Source organism: Brevundimonas sp. BAL450 (assembly GCF_015767455.1).
Taxonomy (GTDB): Bacteria; Pseudomonadota; Alphaproteobacteria; order Caulobacterales; family Caulobacteraceae; genus Brevundimonas; species Brevundimonas abyssalis.
On record NZ_JADWOW010000062.1, the window covers coordinates 175,804 to 195,947 of the forward strand.

Here is a 20,144-nt window from a genome sequence, read left to right on the forward strand (position 1 = left end):
GCGGCGCGGAGCCAGAGCGGCGCGCCGCGGCGCGCCCGACCGGCAGATGATTTTAACACGACAAGGAACTCCGAAACCCTCGGACCCGTCGCCGTCAGGCTACGGGTTCAGCTGCTCGAATGGTCGGCGTCCAATGGTGCGCCGCCCGCGAAGACAGTGTCAGGGCTGGAGTCTGGGAGGATCTCGAAGCGGACACGGGGTCGTCCCCGTCAGGCGCGTCACCACCCGGTCGTAGGCCGCTGGTACGCCCACCGACGGATGAGACAGTATCGATTCAGGCCTCAGCACCGGCGAAACCGCCGTGCATCCCATCTGGACCATGCACTCCGGCGTCATCTCGTCGCACGGCATGCGTTTCCCGTCTGATGGGTCGGCTTGGTCCATCGCCATTTCCGCGCAGTCCGAGGACATCTCGACCGCGTCGGCAGCGACAGGCAACGGAGCGGCGCGCGCCATCGACTGGTCAAGAAAGCCAACGAACGCCAAGGCGATGATGAATGTGCGGATGACATTCCACATGCGGAAGACCTTCGCACGACCGGTTGACGGGCGCAACTCGGTCCGGCGGCTGAGCAGGCGACGGACGCTCCGTTCGCGGCGGAATAGGCGGGAAAGCCGGGGCCGCGTCAGCGGTCCCGGCGCCCGTTATCCGACAAGGCCAGACGCTCGCGCCGCCGTCGGCGGGGCTCGCGGATGAATAGGGAACGCCAGGCGCGGGAACAGCGGCAATCGGTCTGACTTGTTCCGGGAACCGTGAGGAGCTTCCCATGCATATCCAACCGATGATCAACAGCCACCCCGACGTGCGAGGCGACGTCAACGACTCCCTCGTTCGCGCCATCGAGGCCGCCTACGGCTGCGCCGCCGTCTGCCGCATTTGCGCCGACGCCTGCCTGGCCGAGAAGATAGTGGCGGACCTGACCCAGTGCATCCGCCTGAACCTGGACTGCGCCGATGTCTGTCTCGTCACGGGCGGTCTGGCCGCGCGGCGCGCGGGCGGCAATGAGGCCCTCATCAAGCGCATGTTGGAAGCCTGCGCCCAGGCCTGTGCCGACTGCGCCGCCGAATGCGACAAGCACGCCGACAAGCACGAGCACTGCCGCCTCTGCGCCGACGAATGCTGCCGCTGCGAAGAGGCCTGTCGCGAGGCCGCCGTCACCATCACCGCGTCCCGACACTGAAACGAGCCTCGCATGCGGCGCCGCCTCTGCGCAAAGGCGTCAACCGACGAAACTCACCCGGCGCCGAGCGCCTCGATGACGGGGCAGCGCGCCTGATCGCCGTCCTCGCAGCCGTCGAGGGCGCGACCCAGCACCGTTCCCAGCCGCTCGAGGTCGGCGATCTTCTCATCCACCAATTCCAGATGGCTCCGCATCAAGTCCCGCACAGCCCCGCAGGCTTCAGTCTCGGCATCGCTAAGCGCCACGAGATCGCGGATCGTGGGAATCCCAAAGCCCAGATCACGCGCCCGCCGGATGAAGCGCAGTTGCTGGGCCTCCTGCTACCCATAACGGCGATGACCGTTGCTGGTCCGTCCAGGCGGAGGTAAAAGCCCGATCCGTTCATAATAGCGGATCGTTTCGAGGTGGACCCCCGCCCGCGCCGACAGTTCGCCGATTTTCATCGCACACATCACTCTTGAACCCGTAGCCGCTACGGGTTGTAGAGCGGGTGACTGGCGCTGAACAGGAGCTGCCGATGACTCCCGATCCTACCGACCGCGACAAGGCCGAAATTGCCGTCGGCGCCTCAGCCGCTATTGCCGGCGCGGCGTCGGTTCTCGCTTGGGCCGCCTGCTGCGTCCTGCCGCTAGCTCTGTCCGTCGTCGGGCTTTCCTTCGCCGGCGCGGCGATGCTCGCGGGCCTGCGCCATACGCTGACCCCGATCGCCCTGCTCATCGTCGCGGTGGGCTGGCTGCTGCACTTTTGGCGCTTGCGGCGCTGCCGAACCGATGCGAGCTGCGACCGGCCATCGCGTCTGTCCTTCTGGGTTCTAGTAGTTGCGACGGCTCTTGTGGCGACGGCCTTCGTCTGGGAACCCCTGATTGAACCATTCCTCATGCTGCGCTTGGCAGCCCTCCGATGAGCACGCCCGTGGTTCTGACCTCGACGCTCGTCTGTCCGCACTGCCGCCACGCCGCGACGGAGACGATGCCGACCGACGCCTGCCTCTGGTTCTACAACTGCCTCGGATGCAGGCGCCAGCTAAGGCCCCTGCCCGGAGACTGCTGCGTCTTCTGCTCCTATGGCGACACCGCCTGTCCGCCGGTTCAGGTGGATGGCAAGGGATGTTGCGGCTAGGCTCAGTCCATGACCGATCACGCCACGCCGAATCTACCCTCGCGGGATTTCGAACTCACGTCGCGGTTCTATGCGGCGTTGGGCTTCGTCGAAGGCTGGCGCGACGAGGGCTGGATGATCCTCAAGCGCGGCGATCTCACGCTTGAGTTCTTTCCCTATGCCGACCTCGACCCGACGACCAGTTCGTTCAGCTGCTGCCTACATCTCGACAACCTCGACGGCTTTTACGCCGTCTGCAAGGCCGCCGGCCTGCCCGGGCAGTGCTGGGGAGCGCCCCGGCTTCACGCGCCCGCCGTCGAAGCATCAGGACTGCGCATTGGTGCCTTGATCGACCTCGACGGGACACTGCTCCGTTTGATCCACAACGCCTAGGATTCACGACGCGCGCTCCACTTGGACGCGAGGCTTGCTGTTCGAGCCGCCATCAGGGAGACTCTGGCGATGAAGAAGAGTCTCGATCATCTGCCGCTGCGCAAGCAGGCGGAATTGCGCCGGGTGGTGGAGGTGGTTCGGGAGTCGTTCGAGGAGGCGATCTCGACGCGCCGGGCCGCGCGGCTGAAGAACGGCAATATCCTCAAGATCATCCTCTACGGATCATACGCGCGCGGCGACTGGGTGCACGATCCGGTCGGCCGCTACTTCTCCGACTTCGACCTGCTGATCGTGGTCGACCACGAAGACCTGACCGACGGCGAGTTCTGGCATGACGCCGAAAACCGGCTGATGCCCTTGGGGCCGGACATCAAGACACCGGTCAGCCTGATCGTTCACAGCCTGGACGACGTGAACGAGCAGTTGGACCGGGGTCGCTACTTCTTCGCCGACATCGTGCGGGAGGGCGTGGTTCTGCACGACACGCCTGGCGCCAAGCTGCACAAGCCAGCGGACCTTAAGGCGCAGGTGGCGCTGGCGGAAGCCGAGCAGCATTTCGAGAAGTGGATCACCAGCGCCACCGGAGCGCAGGCTGGCGCGAAGTTTTATATCGAGATGGGAGACCGCAACTGGGCGGCCTTCCTTCTTCATCAGGCTGCTGAGCACCTTTACCACTGCATCTTGCTGGTGGTGACGCTGTATAGCGGCAAAGCGCACAACCTCGCCTTTCTACGCAAGAAGGGCGAGGCGATCGACGCGCGCCTCACGGCGGCGTGGCCGCGTGAGAGCAAGTTCGAGCGGCGCTGCTTCGAGCTGTTGCGCGAAGCATACGTCAAGGCGCGCTACTCCAAGCACTACAAGATCAGCGACGAGGAACTGGCCTGGTTGACGGAACGGGTAGAGGTGCTGCGTGGGCTGGCGGAGATGGTCTGTGAAGAGCGGCTGGTGCAACTGCGCGACGAGGTCGACGATGACGCTGGGGCTTGATTTGAACCTACAGGGACTCGCCGAAATCCATGACCGGTCATGACGGCGACCGTTGGAACGACGTCTATCGGTCGAAGACGTCCGATCAGGTCAGCTGGTTCGAGGCGACCCCGACCGCCTCGCTTGAGGCGCTGCGCCGCGTGGGCGCCGGTCCGCGCCGGTCACTGATCGATGTCGGCGGAGGCGCGTCGGCCCTGGTGGACCGGCTGCTCGATCTGGGCTGGAGCGACCTGACCGTCCTGGACATCGCAGAGGAAGCCCTGGAGGTCTCGAAAGCGCGCCTGGGCGCGCGAGCGGATCGGGTGGACTGGCGCGTCGCCGACATCGTCACCTGGCGGGCGAAGCGGCGCTACGATCTCTGGCACGACCGAGCAGTCTTTCATTTCCTGATCACGGTCGAGGCGCGAGCGGCCTACCGGCGGGCCTTGGCGGCCGGCCTGGCGCCCGATGGCCATGTGATCATCGCCACCTTCGCGCCGGAAGGGCCCGACCGATGCAGCGGACTGCCGGTCCGCCGCTACGACGTGGCCGGATTGCACCGTGAGTTCGAGGTCGATTTCGATCTCGTGGACCACTGGACGGATTATCACCGGACCCCGGCCGGAGGGTTTCAGGCCTTCACATGGGCCACCCTGCGGAAGCGGCCGTGAGCGCGTCGCTGGATCGCGTCGCCGCCGATCCGCAGCCGCCCCCGCTCGGGTACGCCGCGCTGTTCCTCCGCTTCCTGAAGTTCGGCTTCATGGCCTGGGGCGGACCCGTCGCCCAGATCGCCATGATCCGCCGCGAGCTGGTCGACGAGGAGCGCTGGATATCCAGCCCCCGCTTCAACCGCCTGCTGGCCGTCATGCAGGCCCTGCCGGGCCCAGAGGCGCACGAACTTTGCGTCCATCTCGGCATGCGGGCCAGGGGCCGCATCGGCGGCGTGCTGGCTGGCCTGGGCTTCATGCTGCCGGGCTTCCTGCTGATGATGGGGCTGTCTTGGGCCTATTTCGCCCTCGACATCGACGGGACGGCGCTGGGAGCCGCCTTCCTCGGCATCCAGGCGGCCGTCATCGCGCTCATCGTCCGGGCCGTGCATCGCATCGGCGAACACGTTCTGCGCAATCGCTGGCTCTGGGTCATCGCCGTCGTCTGCGGCTTGGCGGCCTTCGCGGGGACGCCGTTCTGGATCACCCTGCCAGCGGCCGGGCTCGTCTATGCGCTTCTGGCGCTGGGGCGTGGGATCCTGGCCGCGTTGGTCTTCATCGTCGCGGTCGCGCTGGCCTGGGTCGTGACGTCGTCGGGTTCGACAGCGGACCTCGACATTGCGCCGATCGTGACCGGAGCGGTCGATGCCTCGCTCCTGTCCTTGTTCGCGTCCGGCCTGAAGGCCGGACTGCTCACCTTCGGCGGTGCCTATACGGCCATCCCGTTCATCCGCAACGACGCCGTGGGGCGAGGCTGGATGACCGATGGACAGTTCCTCGACGGCTTGGCCCTGTCGGGGGTGCTGCCCGCTCCACTAATCATCTTCGCCACCTTCGTGGGCTATGTCGGCGGCGGGCCGGTCGGCGCGGTGGTGATGACGGCGGGGGTGTTCCTGCCGGCGTTCGGCTTCTCCCTGGTCCTGTATGATCGTCTGGAGGCCGTGCTGGAGGACAAGCGACTGCACGCCTTGCTGGAGGGCATCACCGCCGCCGTGGTGGGCCTGATCGCGGCGACGACCGTCGAACTCGCCCTGGCGACGAGCGAACGGATCTCTCCCCTGGTCATCGGCGTGGGGATTTTCGCGGCGTCGCTGGCGGTGCTCTACGTTTGGACCAGTCGGTTGAACATCGTGGCGGTGATCGTGGCGGCGGGGGGCGCCGGCATCGTTCTTCTCTGAGCCAGGGCGTTGGGCGCGCGCCTATGACGGGCGGGTAAGGTCGCCGCCGACCGTCCGTTTGCCGGCTGACCGAGGAGCGGACGGGCCGGCTCTCCTGGCAGCGGGCTCAGCCGTGCGCGGCCTCTCAATGGCTTGATCTGACCGAAAGCCGGTCGTCTTCCGCAACCGGGCGGGGCGAGTTTCTTCCCCGGCCTGACGGCCTCCTCGCGCAAGCAAGAAACACGCCCCGCCCAGTCCTTCGCGTGCGCTTCGGGGTCTCTCTCGCCTGCGGCGCTCCGACCTGCGGGCCGTCCGTCTCCCGGTCCGTCGATCGCCATCGAGGCCGCGGCAGGCGTGGCCCGACATCAGCAAGGAGAGACGACCATGGCCACCATCGGCACCTTCACCCAGCAAGCGGACGGAACCTACAGCGGTTCGATCAAGACCCTCACCCTCAACGTCAAGTCCGCCAATCTGCGGGCCAACGAGAAGACCGACGAGAAGGCTCCCGACTTCCGCATCTTCTCCGGCCAGACCGAGTTCGGCGCCGCCTGGAAGAAGACGTCCCGCGAGAACCGCGACTACCTCTCGGTCAAGCTCGACGATCCCAGCTTCCCCGCTCCGATCTACGCCTCTCTGGTCGAGATCGACGGCGGGCACAGCCTGATCTGGTCTCGCTGACCGAGTCGCGGCGGCGCTGACCAAGCGCCGTCGCCCCTTCCTTCACATCCCGTCCGAGGAGGCCGCCATGACGCGCCCCAACGAACCCGCTCGCCCCGATCTCTACGCTCGCGTCACAGATCGGATCATCGCCCAGCTTGAAGCCGGGGTCCGGCCGTGGACCCAGCCCTGGACAGCCAGCGAAACCGTCAGCCGGCCGCTCCGCCACGACGGCACGCCCTACAATGGCGTCAACGTCCTGCTTCTCTGGTCGAAAGCCATGACGCGAGGCTATGTCTCCGCCACCTGGATGACCTTCCGACAGGCGCTCGCGCTTGGCGCCCACGTCCGCAAGGGCGAAACCGGATCGACCGTGGTCTACGCCAACACCATCGTCCGCGAGGAAATCTCTGACGTCGGCGAGCCCGAGACGGCCCGCATTCCGTTCCTGAAGGCCTACACAGTTTTCAACACCGAACAGATCGAGGGACTCCCCGAGGCCTTCGCGCCGGTGAAGCCGCCCGTCCAAAACCCCGACGATCGCATCGCCCGCGCCGAAGCCTTCTTCAGCGCGACCGGGGCGGTTGTTCGGCACGGTGGCGGGTGCGCCTTCTATGCGCCTGGGCCTGACATTATCCAGATGCCGGCGTTTGAGACCTTCATCGACGCCGGGAGCTATTACGCCACGCTCGGCCACGAGATGACCCACTGGACACGCCACGCCAGTCGGTTGGACCGCGACTTCGGGCGTCGTCGGCACGGCGATGAAGGCTATGCTCGCGAGGAACTGGTCGCCGAATTGGGCGCAGCATTCCTGTGCGCCGACCTCGAACTCCATCTGGAACCGCGTGACGATCACGCCGCCTATGTCGAGTCCTGGCTCCGGGTGCTGCGCGACGACAAGCGTTTCGTCTTCAGCGCGGCCGCCCACGCCCAACGCGCGGTGACCTTCCTGCACGAACTTCAATCCGGCTGAGACCGTCAATCGTATCGACGCCGCGTGGCGGCGGCGTCGATCTACGAGGTTGGATCGTTCGTCACGTCGCTGAATCTACCCGCAGAAGGCGTATCACCGCCAGCCGTTCATCCGACATCTCCGTGAAGAAGCTGTGTGGTTGACCGGGATAGACGGTGAAGATGGTCGCGTCCGCGGCGTCGTGGGGCGACAGAAAATACACGCAGTCGAACCTGAGGGGTGTGTTCTCCAACCGCCGCCGCACAAGTGCCTGGAACGCTGAGAGCACGATCTGGATGAAAGCATGGCGGGGTCCATCCATCGCCCGTCGTCCGGCTGGGGCGCCCTTCAGGGCGGTGGGCGAGCGGTCGCGAAGCGGACGCCGAGGGGAGGACGGGGCAGCCCCGCAGGCCTACGGGGCGAGGGAGGTGACTGTCTAGGGCAGGATAGGCTTTGCGCCGGCAATGTCTGACAAAGCCCTCGACCGATGGACCGCCTCACCCTTCGCCTCTCGCCCGATCTGGCCCGTCGTTTCGACGCCGCCGCAGCCGGTCACGGGGGCCGGTCGCGCTTCCTGCGCAGCCTCATGGAGGGCGTCGCGCAGGCACATCTTCCCGTGCCCGAGAACCCTCCGACGGGCGGCAAGTCGAGCAAGCTGACCCTCCGCCTCGGCGAGCTGGATGTGGCCCTGCTCGAGACCGAGGCGGCGAGCGCGGGCCTGTCCCGCACCCAATGGTCTGTCGCCCTGATCCGCGGACGCCTTCACAACCGGCCCCAGTTCACCCGGCCGGAGGCCCTGGCGTTCATCGAGGTCCAGCGCGAACTCCGGCGGATCGGCGTCAACGTCAACCAAATCGCCCGCGCCCTGAACACGGCGGTGATGGAAGGGACGGTGCTCGACCTGGAGACGGCCCAGCTGGCGGCCTTCAGCGACGAAGTCCGGGCGCACATCGCGGGTCTGCATGATGCCTTCAACGGGAACTTGGCCTACTGGTCCGCGGAGCTATGACCGACTTCCGGACACCCTTCGGCTTCGAGGAGGTCCTTCGGCCGCCCATCGACATTCGACGCGCGCGGATCACTCCGACCGTGCTTCGCGGACCAACCGCCGCGGCAGGGTCGGGAACGCGCGCGCAACTGGCGCGGGTCGTGCGCCGGGCGCCGGAGGTGATGGTCAAGATCACGGGTCGGACGCGCGATGGAGGCCATCTTCTGCGCCACCTCGACTACATCTCGCGCAACGGCAAGCTCGTTCTGGAGGGGCCGGACGGCGAGCGGCTGGAGGGTCGATCTGCGGTTAAGTCACTGGCGGAAGACTGGACGGCCGAACTTTCGGTCGACCCAAGGCATCGACGGAATTCGCCGGTGTCGCTGTCGATCGTGCTCAGTATGCCGGCGGGGACCGACTCGTTTCGGGTCCACGACGCCGCGCGCGCCTTCGCCGACCAAACCTTCGGCGACCGCCATCCCTATGTGTTCGCGCTCCACACAGACGACCGTCACCCTCATGTGCATATGACTGTGCGGGCGCTCGGGCGGGATGGAGAACGGCTGAACCCGCGCAAGGCCGATCTGCAGGTTTGGCGGGACAGGTTCGCAGCCGCGATGCGGGCGAGGGGCGTCGAAGCCGAGGCGACCCCGCGTCGCGCGCGAGGCGTAGTCAAGAAGGCCGAGCGCATCCCCGTACGCAAGCTGCGGGAACGGTTCGTCGCGGGGACGGGTGAGATCCCTGCGGTGCTGGCCAGCGCCTATCGCGACGCCGCCAGACCGGACGGTCGTGACGCCGGCTGGCTCGGACCGATCCGGGACCGGCAGCTGACCATAAGGCGAGCGTTCGTCGCGGAGGCGCTGAGGCTCGCCCGGTCCGGTCAGGTGGAAGACCAGGCGATGGGCCGCAGGATCGAGCAGTTCGTGCCCGACATGCCGCCCGTCCTAACTCGAGGACAACAGATCGAGCGTCAACTCGATCAGGCGTGGCTTGGGAAGGATTTCACCCATCCTCCGGCGGCGCCGCCACCCGACCGATCGGCGCGCCGTCGCCGCTGATTGGCGGCAGCCGAAAGCGTCAGGACGAAGCCCTGTGTTTCGGTGAGCCGTTTGTCGTCATTTTCATTGCAGAATCACGAGCGCTTTTGAGGCGGAAAAATCAGTAAGGAACAGCGAAGCGCGACATGCCTGCCGCCGTGCTTAATCGTCTTCGGGTTGAGCGTGACCGACAGGTCCACGCCGAGCGGTTCTTCCTGGGCCGTTCGATTAACCGCTGCGACGAGCCGCGCTAGACCCCCTTGGGGTCCGTCAGCTCCAATACAAGGGCCAGCAACATCGGATCGTCCGGCGCTGAATAGACCTGAGTCGGAATCCGGCTCTGGGTCAGTCTCATGGCGATTTCTACTCAGCTCCCCCACGGAGCGCCGCCTTCCTTTCAGATAGAGCGCGAAATAATTAATTCGTCGAGGAAGTCGAACGAGCGGAGTGAGGGAACTAGTCGCTCGCCACGTAATCAATTTAGGAAGCGGAGGACTGTCGATGGTTGGTGCGCAGCGTCTTGCTTCGCTCGATGTGATGCGCGGTTTCGCCGTCGTAGGCATGATTATCGTGAATTGGGCGGCTACGGTCGCAAACCATCATGTCAGCGTCGTGCCTTGGCCCCTTCTCCATGCAGAATGGACGGGTTTAACCCCTGCTGATCTCGTATTCCCAGCGTTCGTTGTACTGATGGGGGTCTCGCTGGGGCTCAATTATGACGCCTCTGTAAAGCAACCGTTTCGACGAGTCCTGGTCCGATCAAGCCGCCTCTTTGCCGTAGGCCTTGTGCTTTCCAATCTCTATTGGTTGAGGGATCCGGACCCAGACACATTCCGTATACTCGGCGTTTTACAACGGCTCGCCCTTGTTTATTTGGCGACCGCCCTTCTCATTCGCCATAGTTCCAGCCGTTTCCAGATAGTCATGATTGCAACTCTTCTTGTCGGGTACTGGGCGGCTCTCCTCGCGCCGCTACCCTCCGGTGTCCCTAGAGATATAACGGTGCCGGGCGCAAACTTCGTCTCGTGGTTTGATCGCGTGACGCTCAGCGGCCACATCTACGTACCGGGCCCTTCGGGTTACGATCCGGAAGGGGTTCTCAGTACGTTTCCTGCGGTGGCCCTGTGTATGATCGGTGTGATGGCGGGTCTATGGTTGTGCAAGCGCACTCCGTCCGCTGGTATATCCTTTCGCTTAGCGATTAGCGGTGCTCTGTTTTTGGCGGTGGGCGTTGTCTGGTCAGGGGCGCTCCCGATCGTAAAGAACCTCTGGACTAGCAGCTATGCGATGGTCAGTGCTGGCCTCACTCTTTTGATACTGGCATCTGCATACTGGTTAGTCGACGTCCTTGGCCGACGGCCCATCGGCACCGAATTCTTCCGGTCGTTCGGGCTCAATGCGATCGCGGCTTACGTTCTGCATGCGCTGATTTTGACGGCGCTTTCCGCTGGACGCTTATATGTAGGCCGGGCTTTCGACGGGTTAGTAGGAGGGGCGACCCTAGCGTCGTTATTTTCACTCGCTGTCGTGCTAGGCGTCACTTGGTTTATAGTAGCTTGGCTGCGACAGCGTCAGGTATTTTTGCGGATATGAGTGCCGCTAGATTGCTTGCGGCCAATTCTGTCGGGCCGAATTCAAGGAGTTCGTCTTTCTGCTGATGAATTGGCGGCCTTGACCTACAGAAAGGCGGCGTGTCCGTAGCTATCCTAGCCTAGCTGCCTGACGTTGCGGGCCGAATAAGCTTGATGACAAAGTCCCTGCGAGGAGTGGTGACAAGTGGGGGCATTCGTGGACTTGAACCACGGACCTGCGGCTTAAGAGGCCGCAGGTCTGCGCGTCAGCGTCTGAGCTATTAGATCAGGAGTCGCCGACGGCTCCGACAAGGCGGTCGGGCCGACACCATCATTTGGGCTGAAAGAACCAGCAGCAGGATAGATGCTGATTAGTCGGGCGCAACTCCTTCAGACCTATGGCTCTCGAACCTGCGTCGTATCCAAGTTCGACCGGGTTTCTCTACGAGCAAATGCAAGGCGGCTGCGATCAGCGCCGTGGCGACAAACAACCCCGTCAGTTCGACCGGTGTGATCCGGAAAGCGCTGTCGATGCCTCGGAGTTCGGCAACGACACCCTTGAATGCGACGATGACGGGCATATGCACGAGATAGAGGGCGAAGGACGCCTCGCCGGCGAAGACTAGGGCCGGGGCGGCAAGGGGGCCTTCGCAGTCCGCGCGGGCGAGCAGCGACCATGTCAGGATCACGGGGGCCGCGAGGGCGACGATGATGCGGTCGTCCAGCGACAGCTGCATCGCACCGAGCAGGAGCACTGTGGTGAACAGGGCGGCGGCGGCGGCGACGGGCCGGCTCCAGCGCCAGCGATGGCCCAGCGCATAAAGCGCCATGCCGATCAAGAATTCCGGGACGATCCGCAGGATGCCGAGCGAATCCTCGGCCCGGGGCAGGACCTTGCCGAACGCCTGGACATACAGGGCGTCGATCGCAATGAAAGCCACCGCTCCGATCCCGAGCAACGCCCAGGGGCGCGCTCGGAACCGCAGGGCCAGCCATGCAAAGGCGGGGAACAGCAGATAGGCAAACCATTCCGCCGAAAGCGACCAACTGGGTCCGCTCCAGTTGATGACGGCGTCCGTCGGGAACCAGGACTGGACGAGGAACAGGGTCTGGAAGAAGGCGAGCGGAGGGTAGCTGTCGGCGTCGAACTGCACCCCGGCCGCCATGGCGCCCAACACCATGATCAGCACCCCTGTCAGTACGGTCAGATGCAGGGGGTAGAGCCGCGCCAGCCGGGCCACGATGAAGCGCCTGTAATTGAAGGTCCCGGCAGCGAAGGCCGGCCCGTAGACGTGGGTCAGGATGAAGCCCGACAGCATGAAGAAAGCGTCCACCGCCAGGCGGCTTCGCTCAATAATCGGACTGAAGCCCAAGGCTGGGTCCCACTGGAGCTGATAGTGGAATAGCACCACCCCCACCGCCAAGAAGGCCCGCAAACTGGTCAGGGCCCTCAGTTCGGCGGGGTAGCCGTCGCGGGTCGGCGGTACAGACGTCATGAGCGATGGCCCCCAAGGCGGGCGGGGATAAAACGTCCGCCTAATTGGGTTACGCATCGGATGCAGACAGCCCTCATACCGGACCCCGGCGTCGGAGGATATCTCAGCACGTCGCCGAACCGCTCCGACGGGACCTGTCGCGTTAGCGGGCGCGAGCGAGAAGGTAGATCAGTTCGGTGGCTTTGGCTTTGCGGTCGGCGAGATCGTCGCCGGTCATCGCCCCCATGACGCAGTGGTCGAGGTGGTCCTTCAAGACCTCGTTCTCGACGCGCAGGAGGGCGGCCCGCACCGCCTGGAGCTGGGTCAGGACCTCGACGCAGTACCGATCTTCTTCGACCATCCGACCGATGCCGCGCACCTGTCCTTCGATTCGGTTCAAGCGGTTTAACACCTTGGGCTTAGCTTCGGTCTGCATCCAATTCCTCGATCGAGTGGTTGGACCGTATCCCAGGTCGGCGCCTTGCGATATACCCCCGTAGGGTATATTTGAAGCGCGGCCTTCCAAGGAGCCCGCAATGTCCATGCCCTCCCATTCGCCGCCAGCCGGTCACAGCTGCTGCTCGACCAAATCGGCGGACAGGGACTCAAAGACGGTCGATCCGGTCTGCGGCATGACCGTCGATCCGGCGACCACGGCGCATCGAACCGCCCACGAGAGACAAGATCACTTCTTCTGTTCGGCGGGCTGCCGGACCAAATTCATCGCCGATCCGGACCGGTATCTCAGCGAGGCCCCGGGACCGGCGTCCGTCACCCCCGGCGCGATCTACACCTGTCCCATGCATCCGGAAGTGCGCCAGGAAGGCCCTGGCTCCTGCCCGATCTGCGGCATGGCGCTGGAGCCGGAGACAGTCTCCGCCGAGGCGCCGGTCAATCACGAACTGATCGACTTCACCCGCCGCCTCTGGGTCGGCGCGGTGTTGACCCTGCCGGTCTTCGCGCTCGAAATGGGCGGCCATCTGACGGGACTGGCCATGCGGATTCCGGGCCAGACCTCCAACTGGATTCAGTTCGCCCTGGCGACGCCCGTTGTGCTGTGGGCCGGCTGGCCCTTTTTCCAGCGTGGTTGGGCTTCGATCCGCAACCGCAGCCTCAATATGTTCACCCTGATCGCCATCGGCGTCGGAGCGGCGTGGATCTACAGCGTGGTCGCGGTGATGGCGCCAAGTCTGTTCCCGGACGCTATCCGGCGGATGGACGGAAGCGCGCCGGTCTATTTCGAGGCTGCGGCCATCATCACAGTGCTGGTTCTAGTGGGCCAGATCTTGGAACTGCGTGCGCGCGAACAGACATCCGGCGCCATCCGGGCGCTGCTGGATCTGGCACCCAAGACCGCGCGGCGGGTTCGTGACGACGGCGGCGACGAAGACGTCACGCTCGACTTGGTCGTCGTGGGAGATCGGCTGCGCGTCCGTCCCGGCGAGAAGGTGGCGGTCGACGGCGAAATCCTGGACGGTCGCGTGACCATCGACGAGTCCCTGGTCACGGGCGAATCCATGCCGGTGACCAAGACCGTCGGCGACAAGGTCGTTGCCGGGTCGCTCAACAAGACCGGCTCCTTCGTCATGCGGGCGGATAAGGTTGGCGCCGACACCCTGTTGGCCCAGATCGTCCAGATGGTCGCCCAGGCGCAACGAAGCCGAGCGCCTATCCAACGTCTGGCTGACAAGGTTTCGGGCTGGTTCGTGCCGGCGGTGATCGTTATCGCGGTTCTCGCCGCAATCGTCTGGGGCCTGGTCGGTCCCGAACCGCGACTGTCATACGCGCTGGTCGCTGCGGTGTCGGTCCTGATCATCGCCTGTCCGTGTGCGCTGGGTCTGGCCACACCCATCTCAATCATGGTCGGGGTAGGACGCGGCGCCCACGCGGGGGTTCTGATCAAGAGCGCCGAGGCGTTGGAGCGCTTTGAGAAGGTGGACACCCTGGTGCTCGACAAGACCGGCACCCTGACCGAGGGACGCCCGTCGGTGACGACTATCCGCCCAGCCGCCGGTTTCGACGAGGTTGAGCTTCTAAGGCTCTCCGCCAGTTTGGAACGCAGCAGTGAACATCCGCTGGCCGATGCGGTCGTACGCGCAGCGACCGACCGAAATCTGGTGCTGTCGGAGGCGTCGGAGTTCGACAGCCCGGTCGGGCGCGGCGTCACCGGGGTGGTCGACGGTCGCCGCGTGGTGCTCGGTAACGGCCGCTACCTCAAGGAGATCGGCGTCGACGTCGCAACGCTTGAGGCCGAGGCTGAGGCGCTTCGCCAGGACGGCGCCACCGCCATCTTCGTGGCCGTGGACGGAGCTGCGGCCGGCGTCCTGGGCATCGCCGATCCAGTCAAGGCGACGACCGCCGGGGCTATCCGCGACCTGAAGGCGGCGGGCCTGCGTCTGGTGATGATGACCGGCGACAACCGAACCACGGCAGAGGCGGTGGCGCGCCAGCTAGGCATCGACGACGTCCAGGCCGAGGTCCTGCCGCAGGACAAGGCGGCAGTCGTCGAGCGGCTGCGCGCCGAGGGCCGGATCGTCGCCATGGCCGGGGACGGGGTCAACGACGCTCCAGCGCTGGCCGCCGCAGATGTCGGTGTGGCGATGGGCGCAGGTTCGGACGTGGCGATCGAAAGCGCCGGCGTCACCCTGCTAGGCGGCGACCTTCAGGGCATTGTCCGAGCCAGGAAGCTGTCGAAGGCGGTGATGAGCAACATCCGCCAGAATCTGGTCTTCGCTTTCGGCTACAACGCCCTTGGCATCCCGGTCGCGGCGGGGCTGTTGTACCCGATCTTCGGCCTTCTGCTGTCACCGGCCCTGGCGGCGTTGGCGATGGCCTTATCCTCGGTCAGCGTCATCGCCAATGCGCTTCGGCTTCGTGCGGTCCGGCTTTGAAGGGGGCGGCGTCGGGATGCGATCAGGGAACATGATGAATGGCGCTTGGGTCAATACGCATCCCGGCGGAAGATCCTTCGCCTGATCTGGCGACGCTCCGGTATATTTAATCAAGGCGGAACCGTGGCGGCTGGCCCGGATTAGGTTGTCATCCATGTCCGGCGTGTTGCCGGGGCAGGTCAAGTCCGCCCCGCCGCAGCGGATGCCGGACGCCCCTCATTGTTTGGCCGCCCCGCGAATCGCCGGCGACCGCATCGAAGCCGGAGATTCCAATGATCAACCCAACCATCACGCGCTTGACCCTCCTTGCAGCCGGCTCTTCAGCTCTCGTTCTTGCAGCCTGCAGTCCTGCGGCAGAGGCGCCGTCGGCGCCGGAGGCGGACGCCTCCTCGGAACCCATGGCGATGGCGCAGACGCCGTTCTCCGCCGCCGAGACCGAAATGCACGAGGCCATGAGGGCGGCGACAGGAGCCAACGCCGGCGAGTCATGGGCCCGCAAGATGATCCCCCATCATCAGGGCGCCCTCGACATGTCCCAGATCGTGCTGCGGGATACCCGGGATGCCGACATTCGCCGGATGGCGCAGAAGACCATCGACATGCAGACCGGGGACATCGCCGAGCTCCGGCGTTGGCTTGAGACGAACGTGGGGGCCGCAGACGGTGCGGCGGCGCCGGACGGAGGCGGTGAGCCGCCGTTCGCGCCGGCCGAAGCGAAAATGATAGACGCCATGATGGCCGCGACCGGAGCGAACACGGACCAGATGTGGGCCAGCAAGATGATCGCTCACCACCAGGGCGCTCTCGACATGTCCCAGGTGGTGCTGCGCGAGAGCCAGGACGCCGGCATCCGGCGCATGGCGCAGAAGACGATCGAGATGCAGACGGCCGACATCGGCGAGTTACGCGCGTGGTTGGAAGCCCATCCCGGGAATGCCGGCTGACGCAGCGTTGCTGATGCGGGGGCGGGTTTTGATCAGAAAAGGGTTGCAGCCGTGGAAAACATGAAAGCCATGAAGGGGAGCTATCGGTCGTTTGCGATCGAACTCGTCCTTGATTTCATCATCATGTACCTTGTGATGTATACGATGATCGCGTCCCTCGATCATTTCTACCTTAACCTCAATAACGTCTACATGACCCTGATGATGGTCTCGCCGATGGCGATTCTTATGCTGGTCTTCATGAGGTCAATGTATCCCTCTAAACGAACCAATCTGCTGATCGGCGCCGCCGCCGCTTTGGTCTTCGCGGTCAGCTTCTGGGGGATGCGGACCCAGGCGGCGGTGGGCGATGCGGAATTCCTGCGTTCGATGATCCCGCACCACTCCGGCGCCATCCTGATGTGCCAGCAGGCGTCGCTGACGGATCCGGAAGTGCTCAGTCTGTGCGAAGAGATCGTCAGCTCCCAGGAACGAGAAATCGCCCAGATGAAGGCTCTTCTGGCGCGGCGGTAATTCGGCGGGCGGTCCAAGAAGGCGCTGGCGCGGTCGGCTCTCTGCGGCAGCGTGTCGCGAGGGACGGCCGCGCCGCTTGCGTAAATCCCTATAGATCGTCGCCGTTCGGAGGTGCGATCATGACTTTCAGGAGTATCCCATGAAGCTGGATCGTCGACTGCTGCTGCGCGGCGCCGTCGCCGGAGGCAGTCTTGCGGCCTTGCAGGGCATGATGCCTGCCTGGGCACAGACCGGCACGCCGGGACTGAGGTCCGACCTGCCGACCCTGACGGGACCGAACATCGACCTCACCGTCGGCCAGACCCCATTCACCGTGGGCGGCAGAACCGGTCTCGCGACGACGATCAATGGGATGCTTCCGGCGCCCCTGCTTCGGATGCGCGAGGGCCAGAACGTGCGACTGTCTGTGACCAACACCTTGGACGAGGACACCTCGATCCACTGGCACGGCCTGTTGCTGCCGTTCCAGATGGACGGGGTTCCAGGCATCAGCTTCCCAGGCATCAGACCGCGCGAGACGTTTGTCTACGAGTTCCCGATCCGTCAGTCCGGGACCTTCTGGTACCACAGCCATTCGGGGCTCCAGGAAGCGCTCGGCCACTACGGCCCGATCGTCATCGATCCAGCGGCCGCGGACCCGATCGGCTATGACCGAGAGCATGTTCTGGTCCTGTCGGACTGGAGCTTCATGAACCCCCACGACATCCTGACCAAGCTTAAGCAGAGCCCGGGATATTTCAATCGGCAGCGGACGACCTTGGCCGGGCTCATCTCCGGCGAGGACCGGATGAGCCTGGAGGAACGCCGGATGTGGGGCGAGATGCGCATGGATCCGCGCGACATCCTCGACGTCAACGGCACGACCTACACTTATCTGATCAACGGCCACGGGCCGCAGGAGAACTGGACCGGCCTGTTCGGGCCGGGCGAGCGGGTGCGCCTGCGCATCATCAACGCCTCGGCCATGTCGATCTTCAACGTCCGCATCCCCGGCCTGCCGATGACGGTGGTCCAGGCCGACGGCGAGAACGTCCGGCCGGTCGAAACCGACGAATTCCAGATCTCGGTCGCCGAGACCTATGACGTGATCGTTCGGCCGACCGAGGACCGCGCCTACACCATCGTCTCCGAGGCCATCGACCGTTCCGGCATGGGTCGGGCGACCCTGGCGCCGCGCCTGGGCATGAGCGCCGAGGTGCCGCCGCTGCGCGAGGTCCCCAACCTGACCATGCGCGACATGGGCATGGGCGACATGGGCGGCATGGGCGGGATGGATCACGGGTCCATGGGAGCCCAACCAGGCGCGGCCATGGCCGGGATGGACCACGGGGCCATGACCGGCGCGTCCGGCGGAGCCATGGCGGGCATGGATCACAGCGCCATGGCTCCCCAATCCGCCGGGACGATGAGCGGGATGGACCATGGGTCCATGGCCGGGATGAACATGCGCGATCCTGAGAACGCGCCGCCCGACATGGCGGTCGGGGTGGGCGTTGACGCCATCGCCATGGCCCCGGCGAACCGGTTGGGCGAGCGCCCGACCGGGCTACAGGACGTTCCCCACCGCGTCCTCGTCTACACCGACCTGGTGTCGCTCCAGCCCAATAAGGACCAGCGTCCCCCGTCACGGACGATGGAAATCCATCTGACCGGCAACATGGAGCGATTCATGTGGGGCTTCGACGGGCGCAAATTTAGCGAGATCGTTGAACCCATCCGCTTCGAGCGAGATGAGCGTGTGCGGGTGACCCTGGTCAACGACACAATGATGGCCCACCCGATCCACCTGCACGGCCATTTCTTCGAACTCGTGACGGGCGGACCAGCCGGCCACCAGCCCCTCAAGCATACGGTCAATGTCGCGCCGGGCGGCAAGGTCACCTTCGATCTGACGGCCGACGCCCCCGGCGACTGGGCTTTCCACTGCCACATGTTGATGCACATGCACGCGGGGATGTTCAACGTCGTCACCGTGCGCCCCATGGATGGAGTCGCCTCGTGATCCGGACCTCAGTCGCCCTTCTGCCGCTCATCCTCGCATCCGCGTCTCCCGCCCTGGCTCAGTCCCATGCTGGGCACTCGGTCGCCGCCCAGCCCGCGCAATCCGCGCCGCTTCCGCCAGGCTGTGTTCGACGCGGCGCCCCGACCGGCGACGCCGCGCGGGTCAGCGCGACCGGGGCTCCCATTTGTCCTGTGGGAGCCGTTCCCGAACGCGTTCAGCCCGCCGCAGATCCTCACGCCGGCCATGACATGTCCGCGATGCCGTCGGGATCGATGCCCGCGACAGGACAGGTCGATCCGCACGCAGGCCACGACATGTCCGCGATGGGCCAAGCCCAGCCGGCGCAGGCGGATCCCCATGCCGGCCATGACATGTCCACGATGCCGGCGGGATCGATGATGCCCGCGGCCGGACAGGGCGATCCGCACGCAGGCCACGACATGTCCGCGATGGGCCAGCCTGAGCCGAGGCAACCGGATCCCCATGCCGGCCATGACATGTCCACGATGCCAGCGGAATCGATGCCCGCGACAGGACAGGTCGATCCGCACGCAGGCCACGACATGTCCGCGATGGGCCAAGCCCAGCCGGCGCAGGCGGATCCCCATGCCGGCCATGACATGTCCACGATGCCATCGGAACCGAGGCCCGCGACTGGCCAGGCCGATCCGCACGCAGGCCACGACATGTCGGCGATGGGCCAGCCCCAGCCGGGACAAGCGGATCCCCATGCCGGCCACGACATGTTAGGGATGGCAATTCCCCCCGACGTGCCGACGAGCGCCGACACCCCGGGGCGCCCCCCGGAGATGCCGGTCCCGTTGGCCGCGACCTCTGGTCCCACGCATGCCGCCGATCTGTTGTTCGATCCGGCTGAGATGGCGGCGTCGAGGGAGCAGCTTCGGATCGAGAACGGCGAGGTGCGCGCCAGTTCCGTCATCATCGACCAATTGGAAGCGAGCTTCTCGGATGGCGAGGAGGCATACGGCTTCGATGTTCAGGGTTGGACGGGCGGAGACATCAATCGCTTCTGGTGGAAATCGGAAGGGGAGGGTGAGTTCGATGGCGGGTTGGAGGAGGCCGAGCTTCAGGCCTTGTACAGCCGCGCCATCAGACCTTTCTTCGATTTCCAAACCGGAGTGCGCCAGACTTATCGCCCCGACGGAGGCGACCGGACTGATCTGGTCGTCGGTATCCAGGGGCTGGCACCCTATTGGTTCGAAGTCGATGCAGCCGCCTTCCTGTCCACCAAGGGCGAGCTGACGGCGAGGGCGGAGGCCGAATACGATCAGCGAATCACCAATCGCTGGATCGTGCAGCCGCGCGCTGAAGTGGTGTTGTCAGCCGAGGACATTCCCGAGCTTCGAGTCGGGTCCGGCCTGTCGTCGCTCCAGGTGGGGGCTCGGTTGCGGTATGAGTTCCGCAAGGAGTTCGCCCCTTATGTCGGCTTGGAATGGACGAAGAGCTTCGGCAATACGGCGGACTTCCTCGAAGCCGATGGGCGAAGTTCTGAAGACACGCGGTTCGTCGTCGGTATCCGGACGTGGTTTTAGCGGGGTTGAGGGCGGCAAACCTCATCCGACCTGAAGCTATCGCAGGCCCTTCC

23 protein-coding genes are annotated in these 20,144 nt (G+C 65.2%); 17 read left to right on the top strand and 6 right to left on the bottom strand.

Annotated features, from left to right (window positions below):
- Positions 1-159: 159 nt before the first annotated feature.
- Positions 160-519: a hypothetical protein gene (locus IWC96_RS15490; RefSeq protein ID WP_052516731.1), complete on the bottom strand. Its 360-nt coding sequence runs from the start codon at positions 517-519 to the stop codon at positions 160-162.
- Positions 520-767: 248 nt separating this feature from the next.
- Here IWC96_RS15490 and IWC96_RS15495 point away from each other — a divergent pair, with 248 nt between their 5' ends.
- Entirely contained in the window at positions 768-1,181 is a 414-nt protein-coding gene (locus tag IWC96_RS15495) for a four-helix bundle copper-binding protein (RefSeq protein ID WP_231379117.1), read from the top strand.
- 53 nt (positions 1,182-1,234) lie between these two features.
- Here IWC96_RS15495 and IWC96_RS15500 read toward each other — a convergent pair whose 3' ends face one another.
- Both IWC96_RS15500 and IWC96_RS15505 read right to left on the bottom strand, forming a co-directional pair.
- On the bottom strand, positions 1,235-1,486 hold the full coding sequence (locus IWC96_RS15500; RefSeq protein WP_196839276.1) for a MerR family DNA-binding protein: 252 nt from the start codon (positions 1,484-1,486) through the stop codon (positions 1,235-1,237).
- 15 nt (positions 1,487-1,501) lie between these two features.
- Positions 1,502-1,633, bottom strand: coding sequence for a MerR family DNA-binding transcriptional regulator (locus IWC96_RS15505; protein WP_370541150.1), 132 nt, complete (start codon positions 1,631-1,633; stop codon positions 1,502-1,504).
- 65 nt (positions 1,634-1,698) lie between these two features.
- Here IWC96_RS15505 and IWC96_RS15510 point away from each other — a divergent pair, with 65 nt between their 5' ends.
- The 8 genes from IWC96_RS15510 (at position 1,699) to IWC96_RS15540 (ending at position 7,138) form a co-directional block, all read left to right on the top strand.
- Positions 1,699-2,085: a hypothetical protein gene (locus IWC96_RS15510; protein ID WP_045318810.1), complete on the top strand. Its 387-nt coding sequence runs from the start codon at positions 1,699-1,701 to the stop codon at positions 2,083-2,085.
- A complete protein-coding gene (locus IWC96_RS16180; protein ID WP_081703406.1) occupies positions 2,082-2,300 on the top strand; it encodes a GDCCVxC domain-containing (seleno)protein in 219 nt (72 codons plus the stop codon). The genes IWC96_RS15510 and IWC96_RS16180 overlap by 4 nt, the downstream gene beginning before the upstream one ends.
- A 9-nt stretch (positions 2,301-2,309) precedes the next feature.
- Positions 2,310-2,672, top strand: coding sequence for a bleomycin resistance protein (locus IWC96_RS15515; RefSeq protein ID WP_021696610.1), 363 nt, complete (start codon positions 2,310-2,312; stop codon positions 2,670-2,672).
- A gap of 69 nt (positions 2,673-2,741) precedes the next feature.
- Positions 2,742-3,659, top strand: coding sequence for a HEPN domain-containing protein (locus tag IWC96_RS15520; protein ID WP_021696609.1), 918 nt, complete (start codon positions 2,742-2,744; stop codon positions 3,657-3,659).
- A 29-nt stretch (positions 3,660-3,688) separates the two neighbouring features.
- Positions 3,689-4,309, top strand: coding sequence for a trans-aconitate 2-methyltransferase (locus tag IWC96_RS15525; RefSeq protein ID WP_021696608.1), 621 nt, complete (start codon positions 3,689-3,691; stop codon positions 4,307-4,309).
- Positions 4,306-5,523 carry a chromate efflux transporter gene (gene chrA, locus IWC96_RS15530; protein WP_021696607.1) on the top strand — a complete coding sequence of 406 codons (1,218 nt, stop codon included), beginning with the start codon at positions 4,306-4,308 and terminating at the stop codon, positions 5,521-5,523. Before IWC96_RS15525 ends, chrA begins: the two co-directional genes overlap by 4 nt.
- Before the next feature lie 363 nt (positions 5,524-5,886).
- Complete coding sequence (locus tag IWC96_RS15535) at positions 5,887-6,183, top strand: DUF736 domain-containing protein (protein WP_021696606.1); 297 nt, start codon at positions 5,887-5,889, stop codon at positions 6,181-6,183.
- Positions 6,184-6,250: 67 nt separating this feature from the next.
- Entirely contained in the window at positions 6,251-7,138 is an 888-nt protein-coding gene (locus IWC96_RS15540) for an ArdC family protein (protein ID WP_021696605.1), read from the top strand.
- 61 nt (positions 7,139-7,199) lie between these two features.
- On the opposite strand, the gene IWC96_RS15545 is transcribed toward IWC96_RS15540, so the two are convergent.
- Positions 7,200-7,439: a hypothetical protein gene (locus tag IWC96_RS15545; RefSeq protein WP_045318789.1), complete on the bottom strand. Its 240-nt coding sequence runs from the start codon at positions 7,437-7,439 to the stop codon at positions 7,200-7,202.
- A 165-nt stretch (positions 7,440-7,604) separates the two neighbouring features.
- Between IWC96_RS15545 and IWC96_RS15550 the strand changes: the two genes are divergently transcribed.
- The 3 genes from IWC96_RS15550 (at position 7,605) to IWC96_RS15560 (ending at position 10,735) form a co-directional block, all read left to right on the top strand.
- On the top strand, positions 7,605-8,126 hold the full coding sequence (locus tag IWC96_RS15550) for a MobC family plasmid mobilization relaxosome protein (protein ID WP_021696603.1): 522 nt from the start codon (positions 7,605-7,607) through the stop codon (positions 8,124-8,126).
- Positions 8,123-9,163: a relaxase/mobilization nuclease domain-containing protein gene (locus tag IWC96_RS15555; protein ID WP_021696602.1), complete on the top strand. Its 1,041-nt coding sequence runs from the start codon at positions 8,123-8,125 to the stop codon at positions 9,161-9,163. The genes IWC96_RS15550 and IWC96_RS15555 overlap by 4 nt, the downstream gene beginning before the upstream one ends.
- Positions 9,164-9,643: 480 nt before the next feature.
- Entirely contained in the window at positions 9,644-10,735 is a 1,092-nt protein-coding gene (locus IWC96_RS15560) for an acyltransferase family protein (protein ID WP_196839250.1), read from the top strand.
- A 349-nt stretch (positions 10,736-11,084) separates the two neighbouring features.
- Here IWC96_RS15560 and IWC96_RS15565 read toward each other — a convergent pair whose 3' ends face one another.
- Together IWC96_RS15565 and IWC96_RS15570 are read right to left on the bottom strand one after the other, a co-directional pair.
- Entirely contained in the window at positions 11,085-12,209 is a 1,125-nt protein-coding gene (locus tag IWC96_RS15565; RefSeq protein WP_021696601.1) for an acyltransferase, read from the bottom strand.
- A 142-nt stretch (positions 12,210-12,351) separates the two neighbouring features.
- On the bottom strand, positions 12,352-12,624 hold the full coding sequence (locus tag IWC96_RS15570) for a metal-sensitive transcriptional regulator (protein WP_045318788.1): 273 nt from the start codon (positions 12,622-12,624) through the stop codon (positions 12,352-12,354).
- Positions 12,625-12,724: 100 nt separating this feature from the next.
- Between IWC96_RS15570 and IWC96_RS15575 the strand changes: the two genes are divergently transcribed.
- The 5 genes from IWC96_RS15575 (at position 12,725) to IWC96_RS15595 (ending at position 20,091) form a co-directional block, all read left to right on the top strand.
- Positions 12,725-15,079 carry a heavy metal translocating P-type ATPase gene (locus IWC96_RS15575; RefSeq protein ID WP_021696599.1) on the top strand — a complete coding sequence of 785 codons (2,355 nt, stop codon included), beginning with the start codon at positions 12,725-12,727 and terminating at the stop codon, positions 15,077-15,079.
- Between the two features lie 272 nt (positions 15,080-15,351).
- On the top strand, positions 15,352-16,023 hold the full coding sequence (locus tag IWC96_RS15580) for a DUF305 domain-containing protein (RefSeq protein WP_196839251.1): 672 nt from the start codon (positions 15,352-15,354) through the stop codon (positions 16,021-16,023).
- Between the two features lie 60 nt (positions 16,024-16,083).
- Positions 16,084-16,536, top strand: a complete 453-nt coding sequence (locus IWC96_RS15585) for a DUF305 domain-containing protein (RefSeq protein ID WP_045318786.1) — start codon at positions 16,084-16,086, stop codon at positions 16,534-16,536.
- A gap of 139 nt (positions 16,537-16,675) precedes the next feature.
- Positions 16,676-18,538: a copper resistance system multicopper oxidase gene (locus IWC96_RS15590; RefSeq protein WP_021696596.1), complete on the top strand. Its 1,863-nt coding sequence runs from the start codon at positions 16,676-16,678 to the stop codon at positions 18,536-18,538.
- 248 nt (positions 18,539-18,786) lie between these two features.
- Positions 18,787-20,091 (top strand): copper resistance protein B, encoded by a 1,305-nt coding sequence (locus IWC96_RS15595; RefSeq protein WP_231379118.1) that lies wholly within the window; start codon positions 18,787-18,789, stop codon positions 20,089-20,091.
- Positions 20,092-20,144 lie beyond the last annotated feature (53 nt).